This is a genomic window from Methanoregula sp. (assembly GCF_049518935.1).
Taxonomy (GTDB): domain Archaea; phylum Halobacteriota; class Methanomicrobia; order Methanomicrobiales; family Methanospirillaceae; genus Methanoregula.
The window spans coordinates 68182-94464 of record NZ_JBEKRH010000008.1; the positions used below are offsets into that span (position 1 = coordinate 68182).

Annotated in this window: 25 protein-coding genes and 2 tRNA genes; 16 read left to right on the forward strand and 11 right to left on the reverse strand. The window is 53.2% G+C overall.

The window, feature by feature from the left end:
* Positions 1-142: 142 nt before the first annotated feature.
* On the forward strand, positions 143-319 hold the full coding sequence (locus ABSE13_RS07085; RefSeq protein ID WP_424027810.1) for a hypothetical protein: 177 nt from the start codon (positions 143-145) through the stop codon (positions 317-319).
* A 118-nt stretch (positions 320-437) separates the two neighbouring features.
* Here the strand turns inward: ABSE13_RS07085 and ABSE13_RS07090 are convergent, their stop codons facing one another.
* The 3 genes from ABSE13_RS07090 to ABSE13_RS07100 all read right to left on the reverse strand — a co-directional run bounded on the left by ABSE13_RS07090 (position 438) and on the right by ABSE13_RS07100 (position 2362).
* A complete protein-coding gene (locus ABSE13_RS07090) occupies positions 438-713 on the reverse strand; it encodes a hypothetical protein (RefSeq protein WP_424027811.1) in 276 nt (91 codons plus the stop codon).
* A 226-nt stretch (positions 714-939) separates the two neighbouring features.
* Positions 940-1013, reverse strand: a tRNA-Thr gene (locus ABSE13_RS07095).
* Positions 1014-1327: 314 nt separating this feature from the next.
* Entirely contained in the window at positions 1328-2362 is a 1035-nt protein-coding gene (locus ABSE13_RS07100; protein WP_424027812.1) for a mechanosensitive ion channel family protein, read from the reverse strand.
* Positions 2363-2408: 46 nt separating this feature from the next.
* Here ABSE13_RS07100 and hypD point away from each other — a divergent pair, with 46 nt between their 5' ends.
* The gene (gene hypD, locus ABSE13_RS07105; protein ID WP_424027813.1) at positions 2409-3437 is read left to right on the forward strand and encodes a hydrogenase formation protein HypD; all 1029 of its coding nucleotides are present in this window, start codon (positions 2409-2411) and stop codon (positions 3435-3437) included.
* A gap of 149 nt (positions 3438-3586) precedes the next feature.
* Here the strand turns inward: hypD and ABSE13_RS07110 are convergent, their stop codons facing one another.
* Positions 3587-4399, reverse strand: a complete 813-nt coding sequence (locus ABSE13_RS07110; protein ID WP_424027814.1) for a hypothetical protein — start codon at positions 4397-4399, stop codon at positions 3587-3589.
* A 95-nt stretch (positions 4400-4494) separates the two neighbouring features.
* Here ABSE13_RS07110 and ABSE13_RS07115 point away from each other — a divergent pair.
* Positions 4495-4566, forward strand: a tRNA-Arg gene (locus tag ABSE13_RS07115).
* Positions 4567-4871: 305 nt separating this feature from the next.
* The gene (locus ABSE13_RS07120) at positions 4872-5003 is read left to right on the forward strand and encodes a hypothetical protein (RefSeq protein WP_424027815.1); all 132 of its coding nucleotides are present in this window, start codon (positions 4872-4874) and stop codon (positions 5001-5003) included.
* A 1148-nt stretch (positions 5004-6151) separates the two neighbouring features.
* Here the strand turns inward: ABSE13_RS07120 and ABSE13_RS07125 are convergent.
* The 3 genes from ABSE13_RS07125 to hxlB are packed head-to-tail and all read right to left on the reverse strand — an operon-like array spanning position 6152 to position 8929.
* Positions 6152-7189 carry a M42 family metallopeptidase gene (locus tag ABSE13_RS07125; RefSeq protein ID WP_424027816.1) on the reverse strand — a complete coding sequence of 346 codons (1038 nt, stop codon included), beginning with the start codon at positions 7187-7189 and terminating at the stop codon, positions 6152-6154.
* Positions 7190-7206: 17 nt separating this feature from the next.
* The gene (locus ABSE13_RS07130) at positions 7207-8313 is read right to left on the reverse strand and encodes a pyridoxal phosphate-dependent aminotransferase (RefSeq protein WP_424027817.1); all 1107 of its coding nucleotides are present in this window, start codon (positions 8311-8313) and stop codon (positions 7207-7209) included.
* 16 nt (positions 8314-8329) lie between these two features.
* Positions 8330-8929 (reverse strand): 6-phospho-3-hexuloisomerase, encoded by a 600-nt coding sequence (gene hxlB / locus ABSE13_RS07135; RefSeq protein WP_424027864.1) that lies wholly within the window; start codon positions 8927-8929, stop codon positions 8330-8332.
* 138 nt (positions 8930-9067) lie between these two features.
* Here hxlB and ABSE13_RS07140 point away from each other — a divergent pair, with 138 nt between their 5' ends.
* The gene (locus tag ABSE13_RS07140) at positions 9068-9919 is read left to right on the forward strand and encodes a DNA adenine methylase (protein WP_424027818.1); all 852 of its coding nucleotides are present in this window, start codon (positions 9068-9070) and stop codon (positions 9917-9919) included.
* 109 nt (positions 9920-10028) lie between these two features.
* The gene (locus ABSE13_RS07145) at positions 10029-10178 is read left to right on the forward strand and encodes a hypothetical protein (protein ID WP_424027819.1); all 150 of its coding nucleotides are present in this window, start codon (positions 10029-10031) and stop codon (positions 10176-10178) included.
* A gap of 96 nt (positions 10179-10274) precedes the next feature.
* Here ABSE13_RS07145 and ABSE13_RS07150 read toward each other — a convergent pair whose 3' ends face one another.
* Complete coding sequence (locus ABSE13_RS07150; protein WP_424027820.1) at positions 10275-11786, reverse strand: MBL fold metallo-hydrolase; 1512 nt, start codon at positions 11784-11786, stop codon at positions 10275-10277.
* A 107-nt stretch (positions 11787-11893) separates the two neighbouring features.
* The gene (locus ABSE13_RS07155) at positions 11894-12838 is read right to left on the reverse strand and encodes a hypothetical protein (RefSeq protein WP_424027821.1); all 945 of its coding nucleotides are present in this window, start codon (positions 12836-12838) and stop codon (positions 11894-11896) included.
* A 165-nt stretch (positions 12839-13003) separates the two neighbouring features.
* Between ABSE13_RS07155 and acsB the strand changes: the two genes are divergently transcribed.
* The 6 genes from acsB (at position 13004) to ABSE13_RS07185 (ending at position 21110) form a co-directional block, all read left to right on the forward strand.
* On the forward strand, positions 13004-15034 hold the full coding sequence (acsB, locus tag ABSE13_RS07160; RefSeq protein WP_424027822.1) for an acetyl-CoA decarbonylase/synthase complex subunit alpha/beta: 2031 nt from the start codon (positions 13004-13006) through the stop codon (positions 15032-15034).
* Between the two features lie 9 nt (positions 15035-15043).
* Positions 15044-16000 carry an acetyl-CoA decarbonylase/synthase complex subunit delta gene (locus ABSE13_RS07165; protein WP_424027823.1) on the forward strand — a complete coding sequence of 319 codons (957 nt, stop codon included), beginning with the start codon at positions 15044-15046 and terminating at the stop codon, positions 15998-16000.
* 1 nt (position 16001) lies between these two features.
* Positions 16002-17333, forward strand: coding sequence for an acetyl-CoA decarbonylase/synthase complex subunit gamma (gene acsC, locus ABSE13_RS07170; protein ID WP_424027824.1), 1332 nt, complete (start codon positions 16002-16004; stop codon positions 17331-17333).
* A gap of 3 nt (positions 17334-17336) precedes the next feature.
* Complete coding sequence (locus tag ABSE13_RS07175) at positions 17337-19238, forward strand: ASKHA domain-containing protein (protein ID WP_424027825.1); 1902 nt, start codon at positions 17337-17339, stop codon at positions 19236-19238.
* A gap of 5 nt (positions 19239-19243) precedes the next feature.
* The gene (locus tag ABSE13_RS07180) at positions 19244-20278 is read left to right on the forward strand and encodes a uroporphyrinogen decarboxylase/cobalamine-independent methonine synthase family protein (RefSeq protein ID WP_424027826.1); all 1035 of its coding nucleotides are present in this window, start codon (positions 19244-19246) and stop codon (positions 20276-20278) included.
* Positions 20279-20342: 64 nt separating this feature from the next.
* Complete coding sequence (locus tag ABSE13_RS07185; protein WP_424027827.1) at positions 20343-21110, forward strand: ATP-binding protein; 768 nt, start codon at positions 20343-20345, stop codon at positions 21108-21110.
* Between the two features lie 73 nt (positions 21111-21183).
* Here ABSE13_RS07185 and ABSE13_RS07190 read toward each other — a convergent pair whose 3' ends face one another.
* Both ABSE13_RS07190 and ABSE13_RS07195 read right to left on the reverse strand, forming a co-directional pair.
* Positions 21184-21726, reverse strand: coding sequence for a pyruvoyl-dependent arginine decarboxylase (locus ABSE13_RS07190; protein WP_424027828.1), 543 nt, complete (start codon positions 21724-21726; stop codon positions 21184-21186).
* A gap of 135 nt (positions 21727-21861) precedes the next feature.
* Positions 21862-22539: an HAD family hydrolase gene (locus ABSE13_RS07195; RefSeq protein ID WP_424027829.1), complete on the reverse strand. Its 678-nt coding sequence runs from the start codon at positions 22537-22539 to the stop codon at positions 21862-21864.
* Between the two features lie 140 nt (positions 22540-22679).
* On the opposite strand from ABSE13_RS07195, the gene ABSE13_RS07200 reads away from it, so the two are divergent.
* The 4 genes from ABSE13_RS07200 (at position 22680) to ABSE13_RS07215 (ending at position 26283) form a co-directional block, all read left to right on the forward strand.
* Positions 22680-22862 (forward strand): hypothetical protein, encoded by a 183-nt coding sequence (locus ABSE13_RS07200; protein ID WP_424027830.1) that lies wholly within the window; start codon positions 22680-22682, stop codon positions 22860-22862.
* A 105-nt stretch (positions 22863-22967) separates the two neighbouring features.
* The gene (locus ABSE13_RS07205) at positions 22968-24278 is read left to right on the forward strand and encodes a 2'-5' RNA ligase family protein (RefSeq protein WP_424027831.1); all 1311 of its coding nucleotides are present in this window, start codon (positions 22968-22970) and stop codon (positions 24276-24278) included.
* An 86-nt stretch (positions 24279-24364) separates the two neighbouring features.
* On the forward strand, positions 24365-25732 hold the full coding sequence (locus tag ABSE13_RS07210; protein ID WP_424027832.1) for an MBL fold metallo-hydrolase: 1368 nt from the start codon (positions 24365-24367) through the stop codon (positions 25730-25732).
* 74 nt (positions 25733-25806) lie between these two features.
* Positions 25807-26283, forward strand: a complete 477-nt coding sequence (locus ABSE13_RS07215) for a pyridoxamine 5'-phosphate oxidase family protein (RefSeq protein WP_424027833.1) — start codon at positions 25807-25809, stop codon at positions 26281-26283.

The following is a 26283-nucleotide window of genomic DNA, read 5'->3' on the forward strand; positions in this document are numbered from 1 at the left end:
TCTAAAAACCCGGACTGGATGCTCGTTAAGAAACCGTCCAGTATATTTTTCCGGATAATTTTCTGGGATTACCTGTCCCTGTATTTCACTTTCACGCCCCGTTCACCACGGATTATTACCTGTTCCCGGAAATCACTGCTGCATGATGAAAGAAGCCGCACGTCAGGACTATTGTGAGGAACGGGATTTATTTTCACTTCAAAGGATCCGTCAGAAATTTCAGATCGTTTTCGGCAACCCCTGCACGATAGGGGATGATATTTTGATAAAACGCTACCGGGTTTCACCGGAGGGAGATCTTATCATGATTATTTCGTGAGCACACGTACGTGGGGTTGAGCAGGAAAATGGCGAACGAAATTATGACCTGAAGAAACGCGTGAAGCAAATAAATTGCAAAAAGAACCCGTGGCGGGAAAAAAGGAGGGAGCGGAGAATTATTTGCGGTTATTGGAATCCGCGACCGGACCATCCCGTAACGCTTCCCGTAACGTTTTACGGAATTCATCATCGTGACGGGCGAGATTGAAGAGTATGTTGCGCGTTGTTTCAGGAAATCGTTCACTGTTCATATCATGGAACTGGCAATAATAGGCACACGCATCAATAATAATATCATCACGGTTCAGGTACTTCTGTTTTGCAATCGTATCCAGTTTTTCGACCAATCCTGTCGGCATTTTCAGCGAGATGGCAGTTTCATCACGAGTCATACATCCGGGTTTTTTTTTAAGATATTTAATGAGACCGTTGCATAAATACCATACATTTCTGTGAGCAGGAGTGGGTGTCCAGGGTGGAAACAGATCGGCAGCAGTATCCCTACAGGGGGTCGAAGTCCATGAAGACAGATCTATCTTTGAAGTCTGAACATTAACCGTGCAATTGAAAAGGATACGCTCAACAAAAAAAGTTCAAAAATTTTCCTTTTTTACTGCAAGCCTGTGGCGAGATTTGAACTCGCGACTTCCTCCTTACCAAGGAGGCACACTGCCGGGCTGTGTCACACAGGCATTCATCTTACAATCCCGGATCGGGTTTACCGATGGGCATTCTCCCCAAAGAGTTCCTGATGCTGGTTGCCTAGTTACATTGAGATTAATTCTTATAAAACATTGCGGAGCACTTTGGGAATAAAGACGGGTTTCCTGAATAGCGCTCTGTCGGGATACTCCGAAAAATCCGGATCACGCCAGATCAAAGCGCATACACCCCACCAATACCGGTAACCGCGCCACTGCGCCACTACGGATTATTTCTTCCGGAAGAGAAAAGCACCTGAATCTGATATTTTTATAATCCCACACTACAGGGAAAAAAGAAAAAACTATTCTTTCTTCAGCCGCACTTCCATCTGCGGGAAGGGAATCTCGATACCTTCCGCAACGAACCGGGCAGCAATCCGTATATTTATCGCATCTTTTATTTCATCCGGGAGGTTGTACTTCCGCCCCCAGACATACAGGATAAATTTCAGGCTGGAATCAGCAAATTCCTGGAAAAAGACCGTGGGAGCCGGCTCTTCCAGCACGTAATCGGTGTTCTTTATCACATCGGCTGCAATCTCGCGAAGGATCTGTTTCACTTTTCCGGGATCTGTCCCATATGCAACGCTGACCGGTATGGTGATCCGGAGTTTTACATCCGGCTCTGCATAATTGACAATGTAACTGGAGGTGATCTTGTTGTTCGGTATCGTCACAATCTGGTAATCAAGAGTCTTGAGCCGCGTGCTCCGTGGACCGATATTGACGATATCACCATAATATGTATCGATTTTCACCCGGTCGCCCACCTTGAACGGTTTATCCATCGTGATGATGGCACCACCAAAAAAGTTGGAGATGATATCCTGGGCAGCGAGAGCAAAAGCCAGGCCTGCGATACCTGCACCAGCAAGGAACGGTGTGATGTTGATCTCAAGATTGACAAGGATCAGCATGATCCCGGCAAACCAGATGATGTACCGGGCGGCAAGTTCCAGGAATTCAACCAGCCGGTCGTCCCAATCTCCTTCGGTCTGCTCTGCAAGAGCGTGCCCGTAGATAGTGATGATATCCTGGACAAGGCTTGCGATGATCCAGGTCCCGATCAGGATGTAGATCGAGTTAAGAATCTTGTCGGAGATAATCCAGGCATACTGGGCAGGAACGACCCCGGGGAATTTCAGTGCAATATAGACCGAGACTGCGATGATCCCGACCTGCACGGGTGTGCCGATGGCAGCAACAATGATGTCGTCCCACTTGGTCTCGGTAGTCTCGGCAAATTTCTCCAGCCAGCGGACAATCCCCCGCGCAAGGCCGGCAATGAGAAGCCCGAGGATAATTGTGGCAATTGCAAACAGCAGATTGTCATCCATATACGTACTCTTATGTGATTTCACAGTAAATACTTTTGAGAGTTCTATGGCGACGGGAAAAGAGATGGCAGATATGCTGCATGAACTGGTGGACCGTGACATGACCTTCATGCATATCTGCGGTACTCACGAGGCTGCTATCGCCAGGACCGGACTGCGCAGCCTGCTTCCCGAACAGCTCAAAATTGTTATGGGCCCCGGCTGCCCGGTCTGCATTACCCCGCAGGGGGAGATAGATGCTGCGCTCGACCTGGTGGAGAAGGACTGCATCATCGCCACCTATGGCGACCTTCTCAGGGTCCCCGGTTCAAAAGGATCTCTTGAGTCCTGCGGCGGTGATATCCGCGTAGTTCAGGGTGTCCATAAAGCAGTCGAAATTGCGGAGAAGACCGACAAAGAAGTGGTCTTCATTTCTGTCGGTTTCGAGACCACCGCCCCGACCGTTGCCGCAAGCATCCTCACAAAACCCCCGAAAAATTTTTCCATCCTGTCCTGCCACCGCATTGTCCCGCCGGCAATGAAATGGCTGCTCGAACAGGGCGAGGCAAATCTGCACGGTTTCATGCTCCCGGGCCATGTCTGCACTATCATGGGATACGAGGAGTACGAAGTGTTCCCGGTACCGCAGGTCGTTGCCGGCTTTGAGGCCGAAGACATCCTGCTCGGTCTCCTGATGCTCGTGCGACAGGTCAGGGAGGGGACGCACCGGGTGGACAACGCCTATCCCCGTGCGGTCAGCCGGGAAGGTAATGTCAAGGCAAAGAAGATCATGTACGAGGTTTTCGAACCCTCCGATGTGGAATGGCGCGGGTTCCCGGTCATTCCCGGCTCCGGTCTCCGGCTGAAAAAGGAGTTCGAACAGTACGATGCGCAGAAGAAGTTCGGCATTGTCTTTAAACACGTCACCAAGCACTCAGCCTGTATCTGCGACAAGGTGCTGCGGGGGATCGCACAGCCTTCCGACTGTAAGCTCTTCAGCAAGGTGTGCTCCCCGCGGACTCCGGTCGGGCCGTGCATGGTCAGCCACGAGGGTGCCTGCAAGATCTGGCACCAGTACCATATGAAGAAACTCTGATTTTTTTCCAATCAACCGGACTCCCGTTACCGCTTTCTTGGTGAAGTATCATCGCGATTGATCTCAAATCCCGGTTAACACGACCAACGGTTTTCCGACATACATCTGTACCCCGGGGAACTGAGTTCCCATGACGGATAGTGTCCCGTTCAGAAACTGGAATCCAGCCGAAGGCTGTTGAACATGTATCCGGAGATCGTGGCCTTCACACCGGGATCGAGTGATGAGCTGTAGAATGTGAACACACCACGCCGGTTCTTTCCGGTGATGATGTATACTGTCCCGGTCCCCTCCGTGAAACCCGTTGCATTGATCTTTCCGAAATCGACCCGGATCGCTTTATAGGAAACACCTGCAAGGGGGGCGTCCGTGACATCTGAGATGGTGAACGCACCTATGGGAGTGTTTGCACAATAATCCGGGTCCCCGAGTATGGAATTGATGATATCCGCATAATCGATCTGCGTGTTGAGATCGCGGGGCCAGATGTCCCGTTGGGTATTCACGACCGAGGAATAGAAGAGCGTACTGTTATCCCCGGAATAATACATGCGAAGTTCCTGGTCCAGCTGCCAGGCGAGCGTGACCGAACACCCGTTCCAGGTATGATGATATTCCCGGAGCGGGAGTGTGGTGACATTGATACCCCACGTTGCCGGGTAGTCGAGGGAATAATCTGCACCGGTATAATGCAGGTAACCCCCGGGTATCACCGGTTCTGACAGAGTGGCAGCAGGAGTTGACTGCGCTTCAGGGCGGGTAACCGTGGTTGTATCAGAGGAACTGGTGGTGAAAGCAGTCTGCGTGAGGAGCGGCAATGGCGAGGCGGGAGTTTCGGACGTGATATTTACAGACACATTCACGGGAATATGTAATACGGTTTTGTCCGGCTGTGTGCATCCGGACAGAACGACCAGGAAGAGTACCAGCACCGTAATACCGGGATTTCCGCGTAATGGCATCAGCGGAATATTTCTGCAGGGAGTATTAATAATGCAGGTTTTGACTATCCTCCCTCTTTATATGGGTAGGCGAGAGAATAGATAAGGTAAAAGTTGCCTCGGTAGGGTAGTGGACATCCTAGAAGCCTCCGGAGCTTTTGACCCGGGTTCAAATCCCGGCCGAGGCGTTGTCTTTCTGATGATTATTTTTCTGACACCGAAGGCTATTTTAATAAAAAACCATCGTTGAAAATCATATTCCTTACGTTAGTGATCCTCTCTCTGGGGGGATTTTCCATTATCAGATATAAGCACCACAATACCTGATCCCGTGGTGCACTACATTCGTATCTTCCACAATATCTGGTGCACATTGCATTGATCTGTGCAAGGTATTTTTCTGTATTCCGGACCACATTTGATCGGGATCAAAATGCAAAAGTGATTGCGTTTGAAAAATTTTAAACGCTGTCAGTAGGGTTATTTAAAAATAATGAAGATCCCCCTCTCCCGGTCGCCGTGGTATATCATCGGCCTCTCCACTACAAGCCCCGTGCCCCTCAACCACCGGCAATGGCAATGCGATTTGTTCTCACCCCCTGCGGGGACCGACGCAGGAGGTTAAGAAGAATTCTTCAGAATTCTTCGAGGTCGCTCGGTCGCCTCGCCGGGCAGATTTCTGGCATCCGGATTTTTCCGGCAATTGATCCGCCGCGGGGCGCCCTTCGGGGCGGCGGCCGTTCATCGTTCAGGAAATTTTCCGGCAAATAATTTTCTATAACCAACCCGACCCTACCTGAAAATTTTTCAAGACCCTTCTATCCCTCTTAAAAAAATTAAAGATCCCCAAGGAAAAATTCCATACCTTCAGGAGCGGCCCCGGCCGGAAAACAGGGGTTTCCTTCACTGCCCCCTCCTGCACTCCATGGCCCCCTCAGTTCCGTGATGTAATTAAGCTCTATTTACATTTTACACCGCAACGCAAAATGCCCCGACTGGCCAGAATCCCACAAATATCGCGAATTCCCAAAACACTTGCACGAAATAGGGTGGTTTTTGCACTAAATTCCGAAAATGCCCTTCATGAAATGGCAATCCGGGCTCGTAAAAGGCCCGGATAGGATGAGTTGAAAGCAGGCCTCCAGGAAGCCACTCCGGTCCCGTTAAAGATGCAGGGCCTACCCAAAACCCGTTGCCCATCCTTTTCGCCCGCCCAAAAGGGCCCATTAGGGCATGGTCCGGAGCACGGCCATTCTACGACGTGAAAACCATAAAAATCCGCGCAATAAGAACCGTTTAAGACACGCATTTTCATGTTTGGGACACGGTTTTTCCCGGAAGGGGGTCAAAACGGAGCGTTTTACGGGCCCGGATGAAGGGACCCGGGAACGAGGTGCATTTCCTGGTCTCATAATACGACGAGCCTGGTGTATCGGAGGCTTCACGATCACCGGCCTTGGCGCCGCCAGCGATGCGGTGTCGCCCGGTCCGCGGTGAACCGGGACGTCCGGTGACGATAAAAAGTGGGGCTCGTTGAATGCCTGACGCCGGATGAAAAGATGAACCGGTATTACAAGACAACCGAGACCGGTAAAAAAGTTGCCGGGATTATTGAGGGGGAGGGGAAATAATTTTTCCGGGAGTTTAACATCCCCGGAAATTTCTTTAAAAAAAATAATTGCGACCGGTGTCCGGATAATTGAATTTGATCTGGTGCATCGGGACTTGAGTAAAGTGGTGCAGTTAAGTACCTTTAAAAAGTGTGTTAAAAAATTACAGCACTGGTTTCTGCTTCAGTGCAGCAACCAGCAGATTAACACCGGCCTCGAGATCCCGCATATCGATTACCTCAACGGGCGAGTGAATGTACCGGGACGGGATGCTAAGTGTGGTGCTGGGAATACCACCTTTGGTCAGGTGGATGGCCGTTGCATCGGTCGTGCCACCGCTGCCGACTTCGAGCTGTACCGGGATGCTGTTCCTGTCTGCTGCTTCCTTGAGCCAGCTCACGACTTTCCTGTTCGCGATGAGGCCGCGGCCGCTGCTGTCAACGATGGTGATAACAGGGCCTTTACCCATCTCGACCGGGGCGTCTTTCATCTCGATTCCGGGGTGATCGCCGGGGATCGTGACATCAGTGGCGATGGCACAGTCAGGGTCCAGGGCATAGGCACTCGTCCGCGCTCCTTTGAGCCCGACCTCTTCCTGCACAGTAAAAACACCGAAGATTGTGAGCGGGGAGTCCACATCCTTGAGAGTCTTGATCAGCATCGCAACGCCGGCGCGGTTGTCGAATGCCTTGCCGGAGACGCGGCCGTTTCCAAGTTCCACGAACTCGCGGTCGATTGTGACGGGCGTGCCGACATCGACTCCCAGCACTTCCACTTCCTGCCGGTTCGTGGCCCCGACATCGATGAACATGTCATCGATCTTGACACCCCGCTTGCGCTCCTCGTCATCCATCATATGCGGGGGCTTGCCACCGATCACACCGTAGACCGGTCCTTTGGTGGAATGGAGGATCACGCGCTGGTTGTAGAGCGTAGGGCCGTACCAGCCGCCGAGGGCTACGAACCGGAGGAATCCCTTCTCGTCCACGAACTTGACCATCAGGCCAATCTCATCCATGTGGGCGGCGAGCATCACCTTGAACTTGTTCCCCTTCTTGATCGCGATCAGGTTGCCCATCGCATCTTCGCGGATCTCGTCTACGTGACCTTTCAGTTCCTTCTTGATCACCGCGTAAACGCTGCCTTCACTGCCCGAGACGCCATGCGCATTGGATAATTTCTGTAACAGTTCTTTGACCATGGTAATCACTCAGTATGTCATTCATCCATTATCTTTCGTATCCTCTCAAGGGCAGTGTTCAGGTTCTGCCGGGACGTTGCATAGCTGAACCGTGCATACTCCGGTGCGTTGACGCCGAATGCCGTGCCGGGGACGATGACCACACCTGCATTGATAATCTTCTCCGTGAGTGCCGGCTTCATTGGGACAAAAGCGTAAAACGCGCCTTCGGGAACGGTAAACTTCAGCCCGATGTCGGAGAGTCCTTTCCAGATAATATCCCGGCGGACCCGGTACTCGTCGCGCATCGCACTTACCGGTGCCTGGTCTCCCTCGTACGCAGCAACCGCAGCATACTGGGAAATGGAGGTGGCGCAGGCCTGGCAGTACTGGTGTACCTTGAGGCACTGCCCGACAATCTCGGCCGGTGCGGCAAGGTACCCGAGTCGCCAGCCGGTCATTGCGTATGTCTTGCTCGTAGCATTGATCGTGACAACATTTTCGCCGAACGCCGCAGCACTCCAGTGTTTCTTGCCATAGATGAAGTGCTCGTATACCTCGTCGGAAACAACAACGACACCCTTGTCATCCGCATACTCGACGATCGCCTTGATCGATTCGTTGTCTTCAACCGCACCGGTCGGGTTGCCCGGGGAGTTGATGACCATCAGTTTCGCACCATCCATCAGGGCCTTTGCCCTCTCGACATCGATATGGAGGCTCTTTGTAAGCGGAACACTGACCGGCCTGCCACCGGCGAGCGTGGCAAGGGATGCATAGGAAACAAACCCCGGGTCGGGGCAGAGCACACGGTCGCCGTTATCGACAAGCGCCTGCATCACGATATGCAAGGCCTCGCTGGCACCGGCGGTGACAATAAGCTGGTCAGGTGTGTACGAAAGACCGTTCTCGTCTTTGAACTTCTTACAGATCGCATTGCGGAGTTCCGGAATACCAGTTCCCGGCGTGTAACCGGTCTTCCCTTCGTTGATTGCACGTATCGCAGCGTCCTTGATATGCTGCGGGGTATCAAAATCAGGTTGCCCGAGCCCGAGGTTGATCGAATCCGGTCCCGCTGATTCGAAGATCTTCCGGATACCGGAGATCTCGATCCCGGTGACCCGTGGAGAGAATTTCAGCACCATAAAGACCACTCGGGGTTCATTCGATATTAGTGTGCCGGTTCTTGAGGGCACTCTCATCCGTTTTTGTGATCTCCATCAGCCGGGAGATCACAGCATCGCCAAAGATCATCGAAGCGGTCTCAAAAAGCGTGCCGAGCGGGGCAAAAGACTTGTGTTCGCCCATCATCTGCCGGATCTCGAATTCCTGGGCATCATCCTCCACCTCGTCCCGCTGGTGTTCGATGATCACGACGCAGTCGGAGATTTTCCCGATGCGCGAGTCTGCATTGGAGGTGATCAGGCAGATGTGCGCCCCTATATCCTTGGCCGTCTCGGCAATATCCGCAACGGTCTTTGTCCTGCCGGAACCGGAGAAGATCACCATTGCATCGCCGGCATTCATGGCCGGGGTGATAGTCTCACCGACAACATACGCCTGGAGCCCGAGGTGCATAAGGCGCATGGCAAACGCCTTTGCCACGAGTCCCGAGCGCCCTGCGCCAATGACATAGATGCGTTCTGCCCTGAGGAGTTCACCAAGGAGTTTCTCCACGTCTTCATCAGAGATCGTATTCGCAATCGCCCGGATCTTTGATGCCATCAACAGCATCATTTCCTGTACCCTGTGGCTTTCCATGCTTTCAGTAAAGGATGCTATCACATAGTAGATGAGAATATCGTAAACCACGATTATCCCTGTCATTTTTTCGTACCCTGACACGATTCACCTGATTCAGGGGATAGATCTATATGGAATGTACATGAAATTTTACAGGTGCACACATCCCGGACGCAATGCTCGCCATTCATAAAATGGGCAGGCGGAAAACGGCAGCTCCTCAGTGAACTCGACAAGCGGTTGCCGGCCAGATGGAATACCTATTTTGAGCCGTTTGTCGGCGGGGGAGCATTGCTGGTTCACCTGGAGAACAAAGGACAGATCTCGTCTGCAGTGATTGCTGACGCCAACCGGGAGCTGATCAATCTCTACCATATTGTCCAGCAGCACCCCTGCCAGCTGTTGTCTGCGGTCCTGAATGAAGAGTTCAGGAATGACAATGATTCGTTCAACCGGTGGAAACATGAGTTCAATGCAATCATGGGCGAACCGGGGTACGAAGTGGAACGGGCCGCCATTCTCATCTACCTGAACCGGTACGGGTTCAACGGCCTCTGGCGGGTGAACAACAAGGGGAAGTTCAATGTCCCGTTCGGGAGGCATGCCGACCGGACGCTCGCTTGCGAGACCTCACTCATGAAATTCAGTGCCCTGCTCTCAAAAGTTCTCATCCTCAATGCTGATTTCGAAACTGCGGTAAAGTCCGCGAAAAACGGGGACTTCGTATACTTCGATCCCCCCTACATGCCGGTATCAAAGACCGCGAATTTCACAGATTACAATTCCGGGGGTTTCGGATTCGAGGACCAGGAACGCCTGGCAAAACGGTTCCGGAAACTCTCAAAAAAGGGCGTGCTGCTGATGTTGAGTAATTCGAAGGTTGAGGAGATTGAAGAGCTCTATAGCGATTATCATATCGATACTGTTGAAGCCAAACGATATATCAATTGCAACGGACTGAGACGAAACGGGACGGAAGAGATCATAGTTACCAATTACGAATACTGACCATCTAATCGTATCATTTCCTCGGTAGAGGGTTTTTCAGGTTCAAAAAAATCCCCTTTTTCCCAATACATCTCTTTATCGTGTCACTCGCCAAGTAAGCAACTACCCTATGCAACATACTGAAAAGAAGATCAAAATAATCCGTGACAAGTTGAGCAGGATCGGTATCGGGGAAAAGATGCTTGACGATGAAGCCATCCTCGCATCATACAGCATCAACAAGTTCGGCAACCTGTGTGCGGTTCCCAGGATCCCGTAACTCCCTTTTCAACGATTTTCCACAGATTTGGGCTGTCCATGCCGCTGTAGTATCTTAAAGTGGTACGGTTCGGTCCGTCGAAATGTGCCGGTCTGTTCACTCTTTCTTCGCTACGTAGTGTTCAATATCTCCCAAAGGCGTGAGCTTCCCGTTCTCCAGCACGGAAACGGCCCCGTGCCCGCCGCAGATGAGGCAACGCTGTCCGGTACCCGCCAGCGCCCTGTCGGTCTCTTCAGCAAGGGCGAGGAGGGTTGTGCGTTCCTGTTTTGCGAGTTCGCTGTTGACGTTAACGCTGGTAACAAGGAATGCCGCGAGCGAACTGTAGTCCGCCCGCTCTTTTGTCAGGCTGGCAAAATTGATCACGCTGTCGGCGGCAAAGATCAGGCCATGGGTCGGGGAGTAAAGGAAGATCTGCCCGCAGGTATGGCCTCCAAGCCCTTCAAGCACCTCAAACGTAACCTCACCTGCATGGAATGTGCTGATCACCGGCAATGTTCCCCGTGAAAGTCCCACGGGATCAGGAAAAACCCGGATATCCTGCGGGGCATTGAACTCCGAGAAGAGATTGATCATCTTGGTGTAGAACTCCTCGAGCACCGATTCCTGGTTACGGGAGCCGTATGCCCGGTTGTTAGTCCGGATAATCTCAAGTGTATCCTTGTGCAGGAGGACCGGGACCGGGAAAAACCCGGCCGCACCGCAATGATCCGCATCTGCATGGGTAACGATGATGCGGGAGAGATTCCGGAGATTTCCGAGGCCATAATGAGAGAACATGGTCATAACGGCATCGTGGTAAATACCATATCCGGTATCGATCATGACGATCTCATCCGGGGTCTGGATAAGAAAGATGCTTCCCCCGCAGGGAAGCTGGAAACAGTACAGCGTGATACCCGGTGAGAGAGGGAACTGCTGGACATCCGCATAAAACCGGTCGCCTTTTGTCTCGTTGATGGTCCGTCCTGTGGTGAGGACGCAGTCAAAAGCCCTGCGGGGATCACATCCCCGGTCCATCAGCTCCTGGACGATATGATTGGTATCGGCAAGGAAGGAGAGCAGGAAGGTCTCCTCTGATTCACCGATAATATCCCGGACTTCCTGAGCGTACCGTACATAGAAGACCGTATCATCAAGGTGCCGGCCGGTCTTGTCGTACTCGATGATCTCAAGACGGTACCGGGACTTCAGCTGGTCGAGCAGCTGGTCGATTACCATGCTCTGTTCGAGATTCAGGCTTACGGTAAGCCGGTGGGGGTGCCGGCCCTTGTCATCAAAATCGATCAGGGCAATGTTGGCGCCAGCGGATGTGGTATAACTCAGGAATTCATAGAGTGCACCCGGCTGGTGCGGCAGGTAGACACAGAACTTTAAAAAATCGAGGGGTTTAATTGAGGACTGCAGGTACCCGATCTCCGCAAGTTTACCGGTAATTTTCCGGTATGATTCATCTGTTGCAGTAACCTCGTAGAAGACAGTTCCCGGGTCAATCCGGCGATCGAACTGGATACGGTTGATATTCCCATCATATTCTTTGATGATCTCCGCAGCCCGGTGTAATGAACCGGGTGCATCGGGCATATGAGCGATAAAAGAGAATTTTCGCATGGTTCACCGGTTGTGGCTTTAGCATTTTTCCCTGTGCGACAATATACGTTATGGTCGTAGCTGAAACATTCCGGAGGTAGATGGATCAAATAAGAGAGAGAAAATGATTAGATCTTTTTCCCGATAACCAGGATAAGCAACACTACCAGGGCCGCGATGATCAGGCCTGCAATGATTGCCAGGGGAGAGATTGAGACGGGTTCCGGGTTTTTGGTGGCTGCCGGTGTCGGGGTTACGGGTGTTCCAGCAGATGCAGGAGTTGACGTGAGACCGGGGCTCATGGCAGATGCCGGCACTGTTGTAATACCGGGCTGGCCCGCACCAGAGGCACCCGCGGTAGTTACTGGGGTTGGAATCTGTGGCGGGAGAACATGAATGATGGTCTGGAAAGAACTTTTCATCGAAGCACTGGAAATCGTAATCGGGTAATCTCCGGGAGGCATATCGATATGGAACCCGTAATTGAAGTACCCGCTGTTAGTGGCTGCCGTATCATAGACATGAAGAAGTGTGCCGCTCTGGTCCCGGATTTCGATCCGGATATCCGGTGCTCCCAGTTCAGCAGTTCCCAGAAGCTGTATGTAAGCTCCGGTCTCAACCGGGTTCGGTGTCGGGACAACATAGAATTCAGGTTTTTCCATCATGATAGATGTAGTGGCAGTCTTAGAAGGATTGCTGAGATCAAACGCAGTAATGTAATACCGTGCAGTCTGCATCTTCTCAACTCCATTGATATTGCCTGTATACCAGACAAACCTCCAGGAGCCATCTGAATTCACTCCAACCGGGTTTCCGCTCCCAGCCGGACCGTTGAGGTCATACACCGGGACACCCCCGGCGGGAAGGCCCGGGCCGGTCAGTTGGAGGACCGTCGTGTTGCTCACCGAATTGTACCCGTCAAAGATTATTGTATCCCCGATATAATTCCCGCCTGGTCCGCGATATGCAATCGAGACACTGGTATTGTCCGCAAGTACAGGGGAAAAACACCAGAGCACGGCAATAACCAGGGCAATGAATGAAAGAATTTTGTAACTCCGAAAAATCCCCATAATTTCAGCCTCTTTTAAAATATTATCATTTATAAGGAATATATATCTTTGTCATGAATGGGGATTTTTTCTGAAATTATGCCTTTTCCGGGGCGATTGAAAATTACCCGGTAACGAAACTATATCTATCTTACCGGGTAACCCATGATCAGAGGAAACCGGATAATGACCGACGTGGAATTGGCCAAAAAACATGGCGAAACCCTGCTGAAAGAAAGGATCACAACCATACAGAAGCCTTTTTCCTACGAGGAGACTGCATACCACCTCCCGATTTCTTTTGCGCTTACGGGTACGGCAGTACATGACAGGCAGGCAGCAGCCGATGTTTTTGCAAAGACCGGCAATAATCCCATAGTTGCTTCCGAATGCCTGCTCGCAGAAAGCACAGCAGTTTCCGGAAAAGAACCGGACCCGTATACAGGATTCATCAGCGACACGGTGATCCGTAAGCTGGGATATTCCCTTGTTGATGGCAGCATTCTTGGCCTGGCACTTGTCGTAGGTACACCCCGGAGTGCCGGGAGTGCTGCCGCAGTCTGCCGGGAACTGCAGGAAAAGTACATGCTGACATTCCTTGCCGGACCAGTGATTCCCAGGTTATCCGGAGCCGGGGTGAAACTCGGTCTCGAATACCGGCTCATTCCCCTCGGATCGACACCATTCCACGGGATCCATTTTGTTGACATCATTGCAAGGGTTGCGATGATGTTCGGAGGTGTCACTCCCGGAGACACCCAACGGCTTCTTACCTATGCAGCAGAGCGGGCAAAAGCGATCGTTATTGTTTTCCCGGGACTGACCGATGAAGAGATCGCACTTGTAGATGGCATGCGGGTACTCGGATTCCCCATCCTGTCTTTGGGGGAATACGAGGGAGGAACATGGATCTCCGCAACCCCGGAAGATGTGGTCCGGCTGGGCATGGAGCAGAAAGGCATCAAAGTCAACGTGACTGCGATCCCGATTCCGATGGGTTGTTCCCCGGCATTCGAAGGCAAGAGTATACGAAAGGAAGAGATGTACGTGGAGTTCGGCGGCGGCCGGTCGCCGGCATTTGAACTCCTTCGCATGCGATCTCCCGGGGAGATCACGGATGGTCAGGTTACCGTAATCGGGCCGGAAATCGATGCAATGAAAGAGGGATCGGCCAATCCGCTCGGGATCATCATCGAAGTAGCCGGTAAAACCATGAAGAAGGATTACGAGCCGGTGCTCGAACGGCGGATCCACAACTTTGTTAATTATGGCGAAGGTTCGTGGCACGTGGCCCAGCGGGACCTGATATGGGTGAGGCTTTCCAAGGAAGCCGTTGCCAAGGGAGTGAAGATCGAGCATATCGGCAAACTCCTTGCAAGCAAATTCAGGATGGATTTCCCGAACCTTCTCGATGCGGTGTCCGTTACACTCATCACAGATGCAGCCAAGGTGCTCGAAGCCAAAAAAACAGCTGATCAGGTATACGATGAGAGGGATGCCCGGATCAAGGGTATGCACGATAGCGACGTGAACCTGTATTACTCCTGTACGCTCTGCCAGACATTTGCCCCGAACCATGTCTGTATCATTACCCCGGAACGCCTTGCCCTCTGCGGTGCGATCAGCTGGCTTGACGGGAAGATCGCCTACGAAATGTCCCCGTCCGGTGCAAACCAGCCCGTAGAGAAAGGTGCCGTGATCAACGCCCAGACCGGAGAATATGAAGGGATCAACCGGTTCGTGAAGAAAGCAAGCCACGGCGAGATCGAGCGCTGTTCGCTCTACAGCGTAATGGAAGTCCCGATGACCTGCTGCGGCTGTTTCGAGGCAATCGCCCTTATGCTGCCGGAAGTAAACGGCATCATGGTCGTGAACCGGGAATTCAAGGGAATAACCCCCTCCGGAATGACGTTCTCCACACTCGCCGGAACGATTGGCGGGGGAGCCCAGACACCGGGCTTTGCCGGGATTTCAAAAAATTATATCCTGTCCGATAAGTTCCTCCAGGGGGATGGCGGGATCGAGCGCCTGGTCTGGATGCCCTCGCAGATCAAGGATGAACTGAAGGCCCGGCTGGAACCAAAACTTGCCGAACGGGGACTTACCGGGTTTTTTGAGAAGATCGGGGATGAAACTACGGCAACGACTATCGAAGACCTCATGGTATTCCTGGAACGTGTCGGGCATCCGGCACTGGCCATGAAACCCCTGGTGTGATGGTGTACCATGGTATTCGATGTAAATTTCGGCTGGACATCAACAATCGGTGACCTGGTGCTCGGAGCTACAAAAGCTGATGGCGGGACACGGAGAATTTCCTACAAGATGGGGGGCGGGACAACGCTCCCGTTCCTGGAGAAGGAGAATACTTCCCCCGCCCCGCTGATTGCGTTCGAGGTCTGTGACAACCCGGTCTTCTGGTCGCCTATCATCAAAAACTACTGCGGGGATCTTATCAATAATGTCGGGGAATGGACCAGAACTGCGGATGCCACATACGGTGCGGATCTTATCCGGCTGTACCTGACCAGCACCCGGCAGCGCAACTTCTCAGATATAGCTTCCGTGGGAAAAACAGTGGAGACCGTACTCTCGGCATCGAGCCTTCCCCTGATTATCGAGGGGAGCAATGAGCCGAAGATCGACAGCGAAGTTTTCCAGAAATGCGGCGAGACTGCACAGGGCGAGAAACTGCTCCTTGGCACTGCTGAAGCAGGCCGGTACCGCAGCATTGCCGCTGCCGTTCTCGCCTACAATCATTCGATCATCGCCCAGTCACCCATCGATATCAACCTGGCAAAACAACTTAACATCCTCCTGCGGGAGATTGGCGTCCCCCGGGACCGCATCCTTATCGATCCTTATACCGGGACGCTCGGGTACGGGTTCGAGTACTCATTCTCAGCAATGGAGAGGATCCGGTTCTCTGCTCTCAAAGGTGACACCGATCTTGCGATGCCGATGATCTGCTCGGCAATCGATTCCCTCACTATCAAGGAAGTCCGGGAAGCAGAGCCTGCAGTGCAGGACGAGATGGCAGTCCAGTGGGAATTCACCACGGGAATTGCCGCAGCGGCAGCAGGAGCCGAGATTATCTGTGTCAGGCACCCGAAGACTATCCCTCTCCTGAAGCAGGCATTTGCCGATCTCAAAAAGAGGACTCCTGTCCCGGAGGTGGCATGAGATGGCGCTCAAGGCCCTCGATATCTACAAGCTTCTGCCCAAGAAGAACTGCAAGGAATGCGGGGATCCGACCTGCCTCACGTTTGCCATGAAACTGGCCGGAGGGAAAGCGGATGTGGATCTCTGCCCGTACCTGGATGAGGAGGCAAAAGCCGTGCTCGGGGCCACAACCCGCCCGCCAATCCGGCTCGTGAAAATCGGTGTCGGGGAGCGTTCTTTTGCTGTGGGTGAAGAGTTCGTGCTGTACCGGCATGAGAAGACCTTCTACCACCCGCCGGGCATCCTCTTCAAAGTATCCGACACGCAGACTGCAGACGAGATCACCGCGGCAACCGTAAGGGTGCGGGATGAGACATTCACCCGGGTGGGTTCTGACCTCCGGTTCAATGGTATCGCTATTGAGAATACCAGCGCCTCGGCAGAGGCCTTTGCCCTGGCAGTTAAAGCGGTTGAGGATGCCGCCGATCTCCCTCTGGTCCTGATCGCGGAGAGCCCTGCATCATTTGCTGCGGCCCTCGTTCATTGTGGTTCGTACCGCCCGCTCCTGCATGCTGCAACAGGAACGAATTTCCGGGAGATGTGTGCCCTTGCAAAGCAACATGGCTGCCCACTGGTCATCAGGTCCGACAGTCTTGAAGGACTCGTGAACCTTGCAAAAGCCTGCAACGGGGAAGGCAGACAGAATCTTGTCATGGACCTTGCACCGGTCACTCTTGGAGATTTCATTATCAGATCCACTGCGATACGGCAGCTGGCGATCACCCGTACCATACCGGATCTCGGGTACCCGGTCTATCTTGATGCAGCAAAGACCGTCCAGCAGGATGCAGCCACCGCCCTTGGTATTGTGAAATATGCCTCGGTGATCATCACCACCCCGCTCACATCCGGCCCGACCAAAGCGGCCCTGACTCTCCGGCAGAATATCTACACGGACCCCCAGAAACCGATCCAGATGAACCCGGGGCTGTACCGGGTCGGTTCTCCTGACAAAAATGCACCGGTACTGATGACCGTAAACTTCTCGCTGACCTTCTTCACGCTCCAGGGTTATCTTGAGTCCTCCCGTATCCCCTGCTACATGCTGATCGTGGATACCGAAGGTCTTTCAGTACTGACAGCGGTGGCTGCCGGAAAACTGAGCGAGATGCTGGTCAGGGACTCTATCAGGAAATTCGGTGTTGAGGAAGAAGTCTCGCACCGGAAACTGATCATTCCCGGCTATGCTTCACCGCTCTCCGGGAGAATTGAGGAAGCGACCGGGTGGAAAGTCATGGTGGGTCCCCGCGATGCTGCCGAGATCGGGGAATACCTGCACGAGGAGTGGAAATAACCGATGCGAACCGTAACTTTTCTTCCCAGCTACCGCAAGATCGAGGTAGAAGGGGGAACAACAATTCTTGATGCTGCCCAGCGGGCCGGGCTGAACATAAACGTGATCTGTGGCGGACAGGGGAAATGCGGCAAGTGCGTGGTTTTTATCCAGTCCGGGAAAACGGAGTTCGATCGGCAGAAATACGGCCGGTTCTTCACGCAGGAAGAACTCGATAAAGGCGCCTGCCTGGCATGTGAAACTACGGTGCAGGGCGACATCCACGTGATCATCCCTGAGTACACGCTGATCCAGGAACAGAAGATTCTTATCGAAGGTCTCGAGAATAAAATCGATTTCCGGCCATCCGTAAAAAAATATTATGTCGAACTCCAGCCCCCAAGCCTCAGTGATCCATCACCGGATCTCTCGCGACTGCTCTGGGGTATCCAGAAGGCCGGGGGTCCGGTTGCCGAGAAAATGTATGCACCCCTTGAAGTGCTCCGGGAGATTCCCGGCATTCTCCGACACAGTGAATGGAAGGTGACCGGTACCATCGGCCTTGTGCCCGGCGGGTACCGTCTTCTCGACCTGCAGGAGAATGACACGGCAAAACGCATATACGGGGCGGCAGTTGACCTCGGGTCGACAACGATTGTCGTATACCTCTGGGATCTTGTCACCGGAACAGTTGTCTGCGTTGCCTCGAATTACAACAAGCAGATCAGCTGCGGGGAAGATATCCTTGCGCGGGTGAATTTTGCCCGGAAAAATGGTCTTACGAAACTTCAGGCACTTGCATCCGAGAGTATCAACCAGGCGCTGACCACCGCAGCCAACTCCGCAGGAATCGACCGGGAGGACATTTATGAAGTAGTCGTGGCCGGCAACACGGTGATGACCCATATGCTCCTTGGCATTGACCCGGCGTACATGATTGCCGAGCCCTATGTCCCGGTCGTCCGGAGGGCCCTCTCGGTTGCTGCCGGCCGGATCGGCATCACCTGTAACCCAAACGGGGGCGTCTTTGTCTTCCCGGCGGTCAGTGATTTCATCGGCGGCGACATCATCGCCGATATCCTTGCCTGCGGCATGAGCGAACGGGAAGAGATATCGCTCCTTGTCGATATTGGTACAAACTTCGAAGTGGTGCTGGGCAACAGGGAGTGGATGTTCTCCTGCGCCGGTGCTGCCGGGCCGGCACTGGAAGGTGGTGAAGTACTCTATGGTATGCGGGCAAACCCGGGGGCCATAGAGAAAATTACGATCGATCCTGAAACCCTTGATCCGAAATACTCCACTATCAACGGGATAAAACCCCGCGGCATCTGTGGTTCGGGTCTCATCGACCTGCTCGCCGGGCTTCTCTCGTCCTGCGTTATCGACCGCACCGGCCGGATCAATACGGAGATCACCAATCCCCGGATCCGGCACAACTCCCACTTCCCGGAATACGTCATCGCATGGGCAAAAGAGACCGAGATCAATAAGGACATCGTAATCACGGAAAACGATATCAAGAACCTCATCATGAGCAAGGCATCGATTCATGCTGCGTGCATCACCCTGATGAAGGAAGCCGGTGTCTCGCGCCACGAGATCTCGACCATCTATTTTGCCGGTGCATTCGGCAATTACCTGGATAAAGAAAACGCCACGACCATCGGCCTTATCCCGGAGATCCCGCTTGACCAGATAAAGAATATCGGGAATGGCGCAGTGGCCGGCGCAAACATTGCCCTGATCAACCGCCGGGCCAGGAAGACACTCGACGAAATTGCCTACAAGATTGCCTATATCGAGCTGAATGCAGAGAGTTCGTTTATGGACGAATATACATCGAGCACCTTCCTGCCGCACACGGATCTCGCCCTCTTCCCGGGCGTGCAGAAGATGCTTGACAGCTGCCGGATCAGAAAGGAGTGAGTGCCATGGCAAAGATGATCCCGTCCCCCCACTCACTCGCGACCGGTGTCGGCGCCCTGCCGCACACCGATCCGAAACAGGCCTGCGATGATGTCCTCTCGATCTTCCCGGAATTCCCTTATGTCCCGACACTCCCTGACCGGAGCCAGCTTGAGAGTATTGTCTTCAATGACTCGGAACAGCTCCCGGGCCGCATGATCCGTGAGGATCGTCTTCTGTTTGACAGTACACGGGACCAGACCGCGGCGATGGAGAAGGTGTACATGGATTATGTGGAAGGCAATTTTTCTGCGTACGGCCTCCACAAGGAATACGCTTCCGCATTTATCGAGATGATAACCCGGCACATGCCCAAGGTGCAGGTACTGAAATGCCAGGTGACCGGGCCCGTCACGTTCGGCATGCAGGTCGTGGACGCGGGCAAGCGGCCGATCTACTATGATGCGCAGCTTGCCGATGTGCTCTCCAAGATGATCGCCCTGAAAGCGCGATGGTGCGAGCAGGCACTCCGGGAGCATACGGGCATTAATGAGACCCTCATTGTCCTGAACGAACCATATTTTGCATCTCTGGGCTCCTCGGTCGTACCGGTCGATCGCGAGACCGTCCGGGCCGGGTGGGAAGACATCTCATCCATGGTTGAAGGCGGTCTCGGCATCCACTGCTGTTCCAACACGGACTGGGAGTTCGTCATCGGTCTTAATCCCGCAGTTATCTCGATGGATGCCTACACAACGGCAAAGGAATTCCTTCTCTATTCGGACTCGATTATCGGGTTCATGGAGCACGGCGGTGTAGTTGCCTGGGGCATTGTTCCTGCCGATTTCAAGCTCTTCTCTACGGAGACTACAAATTCGTTATACGAAAAGTATCTCGCAATCCGGACCCAGCTCACCGCACGGATGCCGGAAAAACTCTTCGATGCCCAGTCCCTGATTACCCCGAGCTGCGGCATCCGGTTTGCCGACCGGGCAGGTTCCCTTGCCATCATGGGCGCCGCTGCGGAGATATCGCACCGCATCCGGAAACAGGGGAGCTGATGCGATCAAAAACCAGAATCACCAGCATATTCCACGTCCCAGCGCTACAAACCACGTGATCACCATGCCAGTACATCCATTCACGATTGCCATCTCCGGTAAAGGCGGGACCGGCAAGACAACGCTCAGCTCGCTTCTTGTCAGGTCCTTCATCGAACTTGGCGATACGCCGGTGCTTGCCGTAGATGCCGACCCGAACGCGAACCTCCACGAAGCGCTTGGCGTTACGGTCAACGAGACCCTCGGGAGCATGCGGGAGGAGGCATTCTCCCGCAACATACCGCCCGGTATGAACCGGCACGATTATGTGCGGTTCCGGTTCCGGCAGGCGCTTGTGGAAGCCGAAGGATTCGATCTCGTGGCAATGGGCCGGCCTGAGGGCAGCGGATGCTACTGCTTTGCCAATGATCTGCTCTCTGAGTGTATGGTACAGCTCGAACGTGAGTACCATTTCATCATCATCGACTCGGAGGCGGGCATGGAGCATATCAGCCGGGGTACCATCGGGACTCCCGATATGCTCCTGATCGTCAGCGATCCCGGGGCACGGGGGCTACGGACTATCGCCCGCATCCGCGAGATCGCCACCCAGATGGGTCTCCCAAAAGAGAAGATCCACGTGATCTTCAACCAGTACAAGACCGGCGCAGCCCCCATCGACATTGGGGATGAATCTCCTCTTGCAATAATCCCTGATGACCCGGCCATTGAGAAGGCGGATCTTGCTGCTACGCCGGTCTCCCTGATCCCGGCCGGGAGCCCGGCGCGGGAGGCAGTGCGGGCGCTGGCGGAGAAAATCCGGGAGATTGCGCGGGCACGGAAGCTTGAATAAAAACCTTTTTTATCAGCGTGTATTGATAATTCCGGGAATGCAGGACAAGTTCTGCATCAGAAAAATGAGTTTTTCAAAGGAAGACCGCGACCGCGATTGTCGTAGTCCAGAGGCCGTTCTTGTCGCCCTCTGCTGACTGGCAGATGTTCTTGGTCTTGATGATCTTGCCACTTGCCTTGTAGGTCTGTTCCCGCTCCGACCATGCAGCATTCACATCGAATTCGATACCAAGGGTAGTGGCGAGCATGGTGGCCGCGAGATCTTCTGCATATTCACCGGTTTTCTTCTCTGTCTCACCGTACGCATGGTGTTCGGAAAGGTACCCGTATTCTTCGGGAACACTGGGAAGGGCAAGACCGATTGCCGAGGAGGCAAGCCGGTTGGGTTCATTGGTATCATTCCGTGCCATGACACAATAGGTGATGCCGCCCGGCTGGAGCTGCCTGAGCCCTTCGGCCCGGGAGATCTGCCGGCAGTTGGGGGGAAATATACTGGAGACATAGACCAGGTTACATTTCTCGATTCCCGCCTTTCTCAATGCAAGCTCAAACGAAGCAAGACGATCTTTATGGACACCAACACCTTTGGTGAAAAAGATCTTGGACGGAACAAACATAGCTGTTATTACATTCGTTTTATTTTTTAAGTTTCGGTCAGAACATAAGAGAAAACCACATAATCCATAGTTTTTCAGAGAAAAATCACAATCGCGCCCGATTATGTGGGCCGGGAGGTTCGCAGGCAATGGCATTCAAAGGTTGTCAAGAATTGCGGGAAGCTCTTCCATCGCATCGATGATAAAATCAGCCTCCTTAAAATCACGGGTTGACGAGAAACGGTCCCCGTATCGTGCGTACACAGTGCGTATCCCGAGCTTTGTGCAGGGCTCAATATCCCGGCGCGGGCTGTCACCGATGATGAGGGTATCTCCCGGCCCGGCCTGCATCATATCGAGTGCCACAAGAAACGGCTCGGGAGACGGCTTTTTTGCCCCGGCCAGATCCCATGAAACCATGCCACAGAAAAATGGCAACAATCCGGCTTTTTCCATACGAAGGGTGGCATCGCGGGAATGGGCGTCAGTCACGATGCACATCGGGTAATCCAGATCACGTAATGCCCGTAGGGTGTCAGTAACACCGGGATAGGGAGTAATGTGCGCGAGTTTTTCGTTCTCGTAGAGATGACATGCAACGGTAAAGTTCCCGTCAACCGGGATATCCCGTTCCTGCATATACTGCCGGATATTCTCATGGGACTCAAAGCCATGGAATGGTTTGAGAAAATAGGAGAACAGGTCGTCCCCGTCATCCTGACCGAGATACTGTACAACTTTATGGCAGGATGCGATCTGTGCCCCGACAAGGTCGAAGAGCGTATTGTCCATATCAAAAAGAAGTATTTTAGCCGGTTGGCGGGTTGTATTCATGACTGTCTATCATATTTTGGTTGTAACCCTATGAGCGTATTGATAGCGGTAAGCCTGTTTTCCCGTTTGGGGGATAGTGAAAAGAGAATCTGTATATATGACCGGTGATTACTTATCAGATACGACATGGAGATACTCTGATGGCAGAACCGGTAATGGGACCTGTGATGACAATGCTGATTGGTGGGCTCCTGATTGCCGCAGGTCTCATCTTTGCATCCCGGCTTCCTCCCTGGATAGGTATTATCCTTGCGATTGCCGGGGTTGCCACCCTTCTGGTTGGCATGATCATGCTGTTTGGTCTGGCCCATGAAAAAAAATAATCCGCAACGATCCGGTCCGGAGGATCGGCCTTTCCATGGAGGAAGGGTTGATCAGATAAAAGATGTACGCTGCCTCTAACCCAGTTATCACTGACACCGCTCTTTATGGAAGACACCTATCTTGTTGAGATCCGGCTTGGCAGGACCAGGTGGAGGGTCAAACAGCTGATCTACTCCCTGGCCGGGTCGTTCGGCATTGAGCAGTTCCTGGAGCCTCACCCGCATGTTACGCTTTTTGGCCCGCTTATCCTTAATGAGGGGATTCACCACGAGCAGCTCCTTGATGCCATTGAACGTGTAGCTTCGTTGTATGATCCCGTCCTGTTCCTGCTGGACGGCTTTGAGAAACGGGAAGGCCTGCACGGGGGGGTAATTGCCATTGCGGTCCGGCCATCCGATGCGCTGAAGTCCCTCTCGGCCAATCTTGCAACGGCGCTCCTCCCGCTCTGCCAGAGCCTTAATGCATGGGATGCCGAACCTGAACAGAAATGGTTCCACGTTACGATAGCCAACCGGCTGGATCTCAGGAGAGCCTCGACTGTCTTCTTGGCAATCACCGGAAAGGCCCGGCCCGGGAGAACACCGCAGGACGGATCTCGTTCAATAATTGCACGCTTTCGGCACTGGCTCGATCGGTTCTTCCCGGTCAGGCAACCGGATTTTGAGCCCCCCCTGCTCGATGAGGCCGGACTTCGGATCACGGTCATGCATGGCGAGGAGATCCTTGCAGAATACGATCTTTCCGGTAAACGCTGGATCTATGATGATCTCCTCCACGACGGCCCCGGCTGGCAGAATACCTTTGCCGCATTCCGGAAAAATGCAGGATTTGAAAGAGATCTGCATGCCCCGGCCGAATCTGATGATATCTTCCTGATCGCAGATCTTCACCTTGGCCATGCCAATATTATCCGTTACTGCTCACGCCCGTTCCTGTTCACGGATGTAGCAGAGATGGACCGGGTGCTCATCGGCAACTGGAATTCCGTGGTGAACCGTAACACGCAGGTGTATCACGTGGGAGATCTGAGCTACGGCCGGGATGCCCTGCCATATTGGAGTTATGCCGGACAACTGAACGGCAAGATCATGTTCATTACCGGCAACCATGATGAGCAGGAAGAGGGGGCGGTCTTCTCCCGTACGATCGATTTTGACGGGGAACAATTTCTCCTTGTTCATGATCCCGCTGATGCGCCTTCGTCGTTTGACGGTTGGGTGATCCATGGTCACCACCATAACAACGATCTCCGCCACTTCCCGTTCATCAGTTTTGACAACCACAGAATCAATGTCAGTTCAGAGGTTGTCGGATATGTCCCGGTCAACCTCAAGGACATTTGTGCAGTCATACGTTACCACCGCGAACGGGGAAACACGAAACCTGTTCTCTTCAATTATCCCTATGTTCAATAATCTGGCTCAAAGATCGGATCATCTTCTCATATAACACAACGTATTTACGAGAGCCCGTGAAAGTCCACGGTAGAGGTGTTCTGCCAATGTTGTTCGAACGAATAGTTGCCGAAGGTCTTGCCCATAACTCGTACATGGTTGGATCCGGCAGCCGGGCTGCGGTGATCGATCCACGCAGGGATTGCGAAGTGTATACCGGAATCGCCCGCAGGAACAACATGACCATCACGCATATCTTCGAGACCCACCGGAACGAGGATTACGTGATCGGTTCCCTGGAACTGAAAGCGAGAACCGGTGCGGAGATCTTCCATGGGGCTCATACAGCATTTGCGTACGGTTCTCCGGTAAAGGAGGGGGACCTGTTCACCATCGGCACACTGGAACTTGAAATCCGGGAAACCCCGGGGCATACGGAAGAGAGCATCTCCATTATTCTGCGGGACAGGGAAGTCTCCGGTAATCCGTTCATGGTCTTTTGCGGGGATACACTTTTTGCCGGGGATATTGCCCGCACGGATTTCTATGGCATCGATCGGAAGGCCGAGATGGCAGGGAAGATCTTTGATTCCATCACGGAAAAGATCCTCCCGCTTGGGGATGGTGTCATCGTATCTCCTGCGCATGGGGCGGGATCCGTGTGCGGCGGGGATATCGCAGATCACCCGTTCTCCACCGTGGGTTACGAGAAGCAGACCAATCCGTTCCTGCAAAAAGGGCGCGATGTATTTGTTGCTTCGAGAAAAGATGAGTCCCCGTATGTTCCCCCGTATTTCCGGAAGATGGAGCAGTATAATCTGGAGGGGGCGCCGCTGTTACCCCGTGAGATATTCCCGGGTTATATCAGCATCAATGAAGTGAATAAAATCCGTAAAGAAGGGTGCCAGATCGTGGACATCCGGGCACCGACCTCATTTGGCGCCGGTCACATCCCGGAAAGTATCTCTATCTGGCGTGAAGGGCTGCCCTCCTTTGCCGGCTGGTTCCTTGACTACGAAACCCCGATCGTCATTGTCGATGATTTCAACCAGAATCTTGACCCGGTCTTCCGTCACTTCATCCGGCTCGGGTACGACAATCTTGCAGGCGTACTGCTCGGAGGGTTCCCGGCCTGGACAAAAAATGCACAGGAGATCGCTACGATCCCAACCTGCTCTGTGCAGGAACTCAAAAGCCGGCTCGATACAGAATCCCCGTTCCTGCTCGACGTCCGGGACATAAAAAACTGGCGCGCTGTCGGCCATATACGGGGAGCGCTCCACATCTATATCGGTGAACTGCCCCGGTATATCAGCGGGATCCCGGAGGACGAGCCGGTGGTTATCTGCTGCGACGCGGGGTACAAGGGCAGTCTTGGTGCAAGCCTCCTTGCCCGTCACCACTACCACAACGTTACAAATGTACTCGGAGGGATGACCGCGTGGAAACAGGCCGGATACCTTGTTGAACGGTAGGGGTCTCTCTTTTTTATATAAGCGATAATTGAAAAGATTTATCTTGTCCCATTGGGAACGCAGAATGAGAATTTATGGACATTATCAGGATCCCGCGGGCAGACAAAGCCGAATATGACAGACTGATCGAGAAAGGGTACATCTGCCGGATCGCGTTCCAGGGGGAGAAATATCCCTACATCGCCCCGTTCCTGTACGTCTTCGACGGTTCGTTCCTCTACTTCCTTTCAACAAAATACGGCAAGAAGATCGAACACTTCCGGAAAAGCCCCTATGCATCAGTGGAGATCGAGAAATATACCAAGGATCTCTCCTCGTACACGTTTGTTACCCTGCAGGGCTATCTTGAGGAAGTGGAAGACTCGATTGAGAAAAAGATCATACGCGAGAAATTCGTTGATCTCATCGTTGAGAGAAACCTGTCCTGCAACATCCTTGCGGCTCTCGGGCACTCACCAATGGATGCACCGGTCAAAATTGCTGAAGAGGATCGATCGCTTGTCTGGAAGCTTGCCGGTGTGAAAGATATCGTCTCGCTCAAGAATCTCTGA

Coding starts and splice junctions, on each gene's coding strand:
- hypD (WP_424027813.1), top strand. CDS start 2,409: ATGGCGACGGGAAAAGAGATGGCAGATATGCTGCATGAACTGGTGGAC.
- ABSE13_RS07215 (WP_424027833.1), top strand. CDS start 25,807: ATGGACATTATCAGGATCCCGCGGGCAGACAAAGCCGAATATGACAGA.
- ABSE13_RS07130 (WP_424027817.1), bottom strand. CDS start 8,313: ATGGTGCTGAAATTCTCTCCACGGGTCACCGGGATCGAGATCTCCGGT.
- ABSE13_RS07145 (WP_424027819.1), top strand. CDS start 10,029: ATGCAACATACTGAAAAGAAGATCAAAATAATCCGTGACAAGTTGAGC.
- ABSE13_RS07180 (WP_424027826.1), top strand. CDS start 19,244: ATGGCAAAGATGATCCCGTCCCCCCACTCACTCGCGACCGGTGTCGGC.
- ABSE13_RS07190 (WP_424027828.1), bottom strand. CDS start 21,726: ATGTTTGTTCCGTCCAAGATCTTTTTCACCAAAGGTGTTGGTGTCCAT.
- ABSE13_RS07085 (WP_424027810.1), top strand. CDS start 143: ATGATGAAAGAAGCCGCACGTCAGGACTATTGTGAGGAACGGGATTTA.
- ABSE13_RS07165 (WP_424027823.1), top strand. CDS start 15,044: ATGGTATTCGATGTAAATTTCGGCTGGACATCAACAATCGGTGACCTG.
- ABSE13_RS07175 (WP_424027825.1), top strand. CDS start 17,337: ATGCGAACCGTAACTTTTCTTCCCAGCTACCGCAAGATCGAGGTAGAA.
- ABSE13_RS07090 (WP_424027811.1), bottom strand. CDS start 713: ATGACTCGTGATGAAACTGCCATCTCGCTGAAAATGCCGACAGGATTG.
- ABSE13_RS07110 (WP_424027814.1), bottom strand. CDS start 4,399: ATGCCATTACGCGGAAATCCCGGTATTACGGTGCTGGTACTCTTCCTG.
- ABSE13_RS07205 (WP_424027831.1), top strand. CDS start 22,968: ATGGAAGACACCTATCTTGTTGAGATCCGGCTTGGCAGGACCAGGTGG.
- ABSE13_RS07125 (WP_424027816.1), bottom strand. CDS start 7,189: ATGGTCAAAGAACTGTTACAGAAATTATCCAATGCGCATGGCGTCTCG.
- acsC (WP_424027824.1), top strand. CDS start 16,002: ATGGCGCTCAAGGCCCTCGATATCTACAAGCTTCTGCCCAAGAAGAAC.
- ABSE13_RS07200 (WP_424027830.1), top strand. CDS start 22,680: ATGGCAGAACCGGTAATGGGACCTGTGATGACAATGCTGATTGGTGGG.
- acsB (WP_424027822.1), top strand. CDS start 13,004: ATGACCGACGTGGAATTGGCCAAAAAACATGGCGAAACCCTGCTGAAA.
- ABSE13_RS07155 (WP_424027821.1), bottom strand. CDS start 12,838: ATGGGGATTTTTCGGAGTTACAAAATTCTTTCATTCATTGCCCTGGTT.
- ABSE13_RS07195 (WP_424027829.1), bottom strand. CDS start 22,539: ATGAATACAACCCGCCAACCGGCTAAAATACTTCTTTTTGATATGGAC.
- hxlB (WP_424027864.1), bottom strand. CDS start 8,929: ATGGAAAGCCACAGGGTACAGGAAATGATGCTGTTGATGGCATCAAAG.
- ABSE13_RS07210 (WP_424027832.1), top strand. CDS start 24,365: ATGTTGTTCGAACGAATAGTTGCCGAAGGTCTTGCCCATAACTCGTAC.
- ABSE13_RS07100 (WP_424027812.1), bottom strand. CDS start 2,362: ATGGATGACAATCTGCTGTTTGCAATTGCCACAATTATCCTCGGGCTT.
- ABSE13_RS07185 (WP_424027827.1), top strand. CDS start 20,343: ATGCCAGTACATCCATTCACGATTGCCATCTCCGGTAAAGGCGGGACC.
- ABSE13_RS07150 (WP_424027820.1), bottom strand. CDS start 11,786: ATGCGAAAATTCTCTTTTATCGCTCATATGCCCGATGCACCCGGTTCA.
- ABSE13_RS07120 (WP_424027815.1), top strand. CDS start 4,872: ATGAAGATCCCCCTCTCCCGGTCGCCGTGGTATATCATCGGCCTCTCC.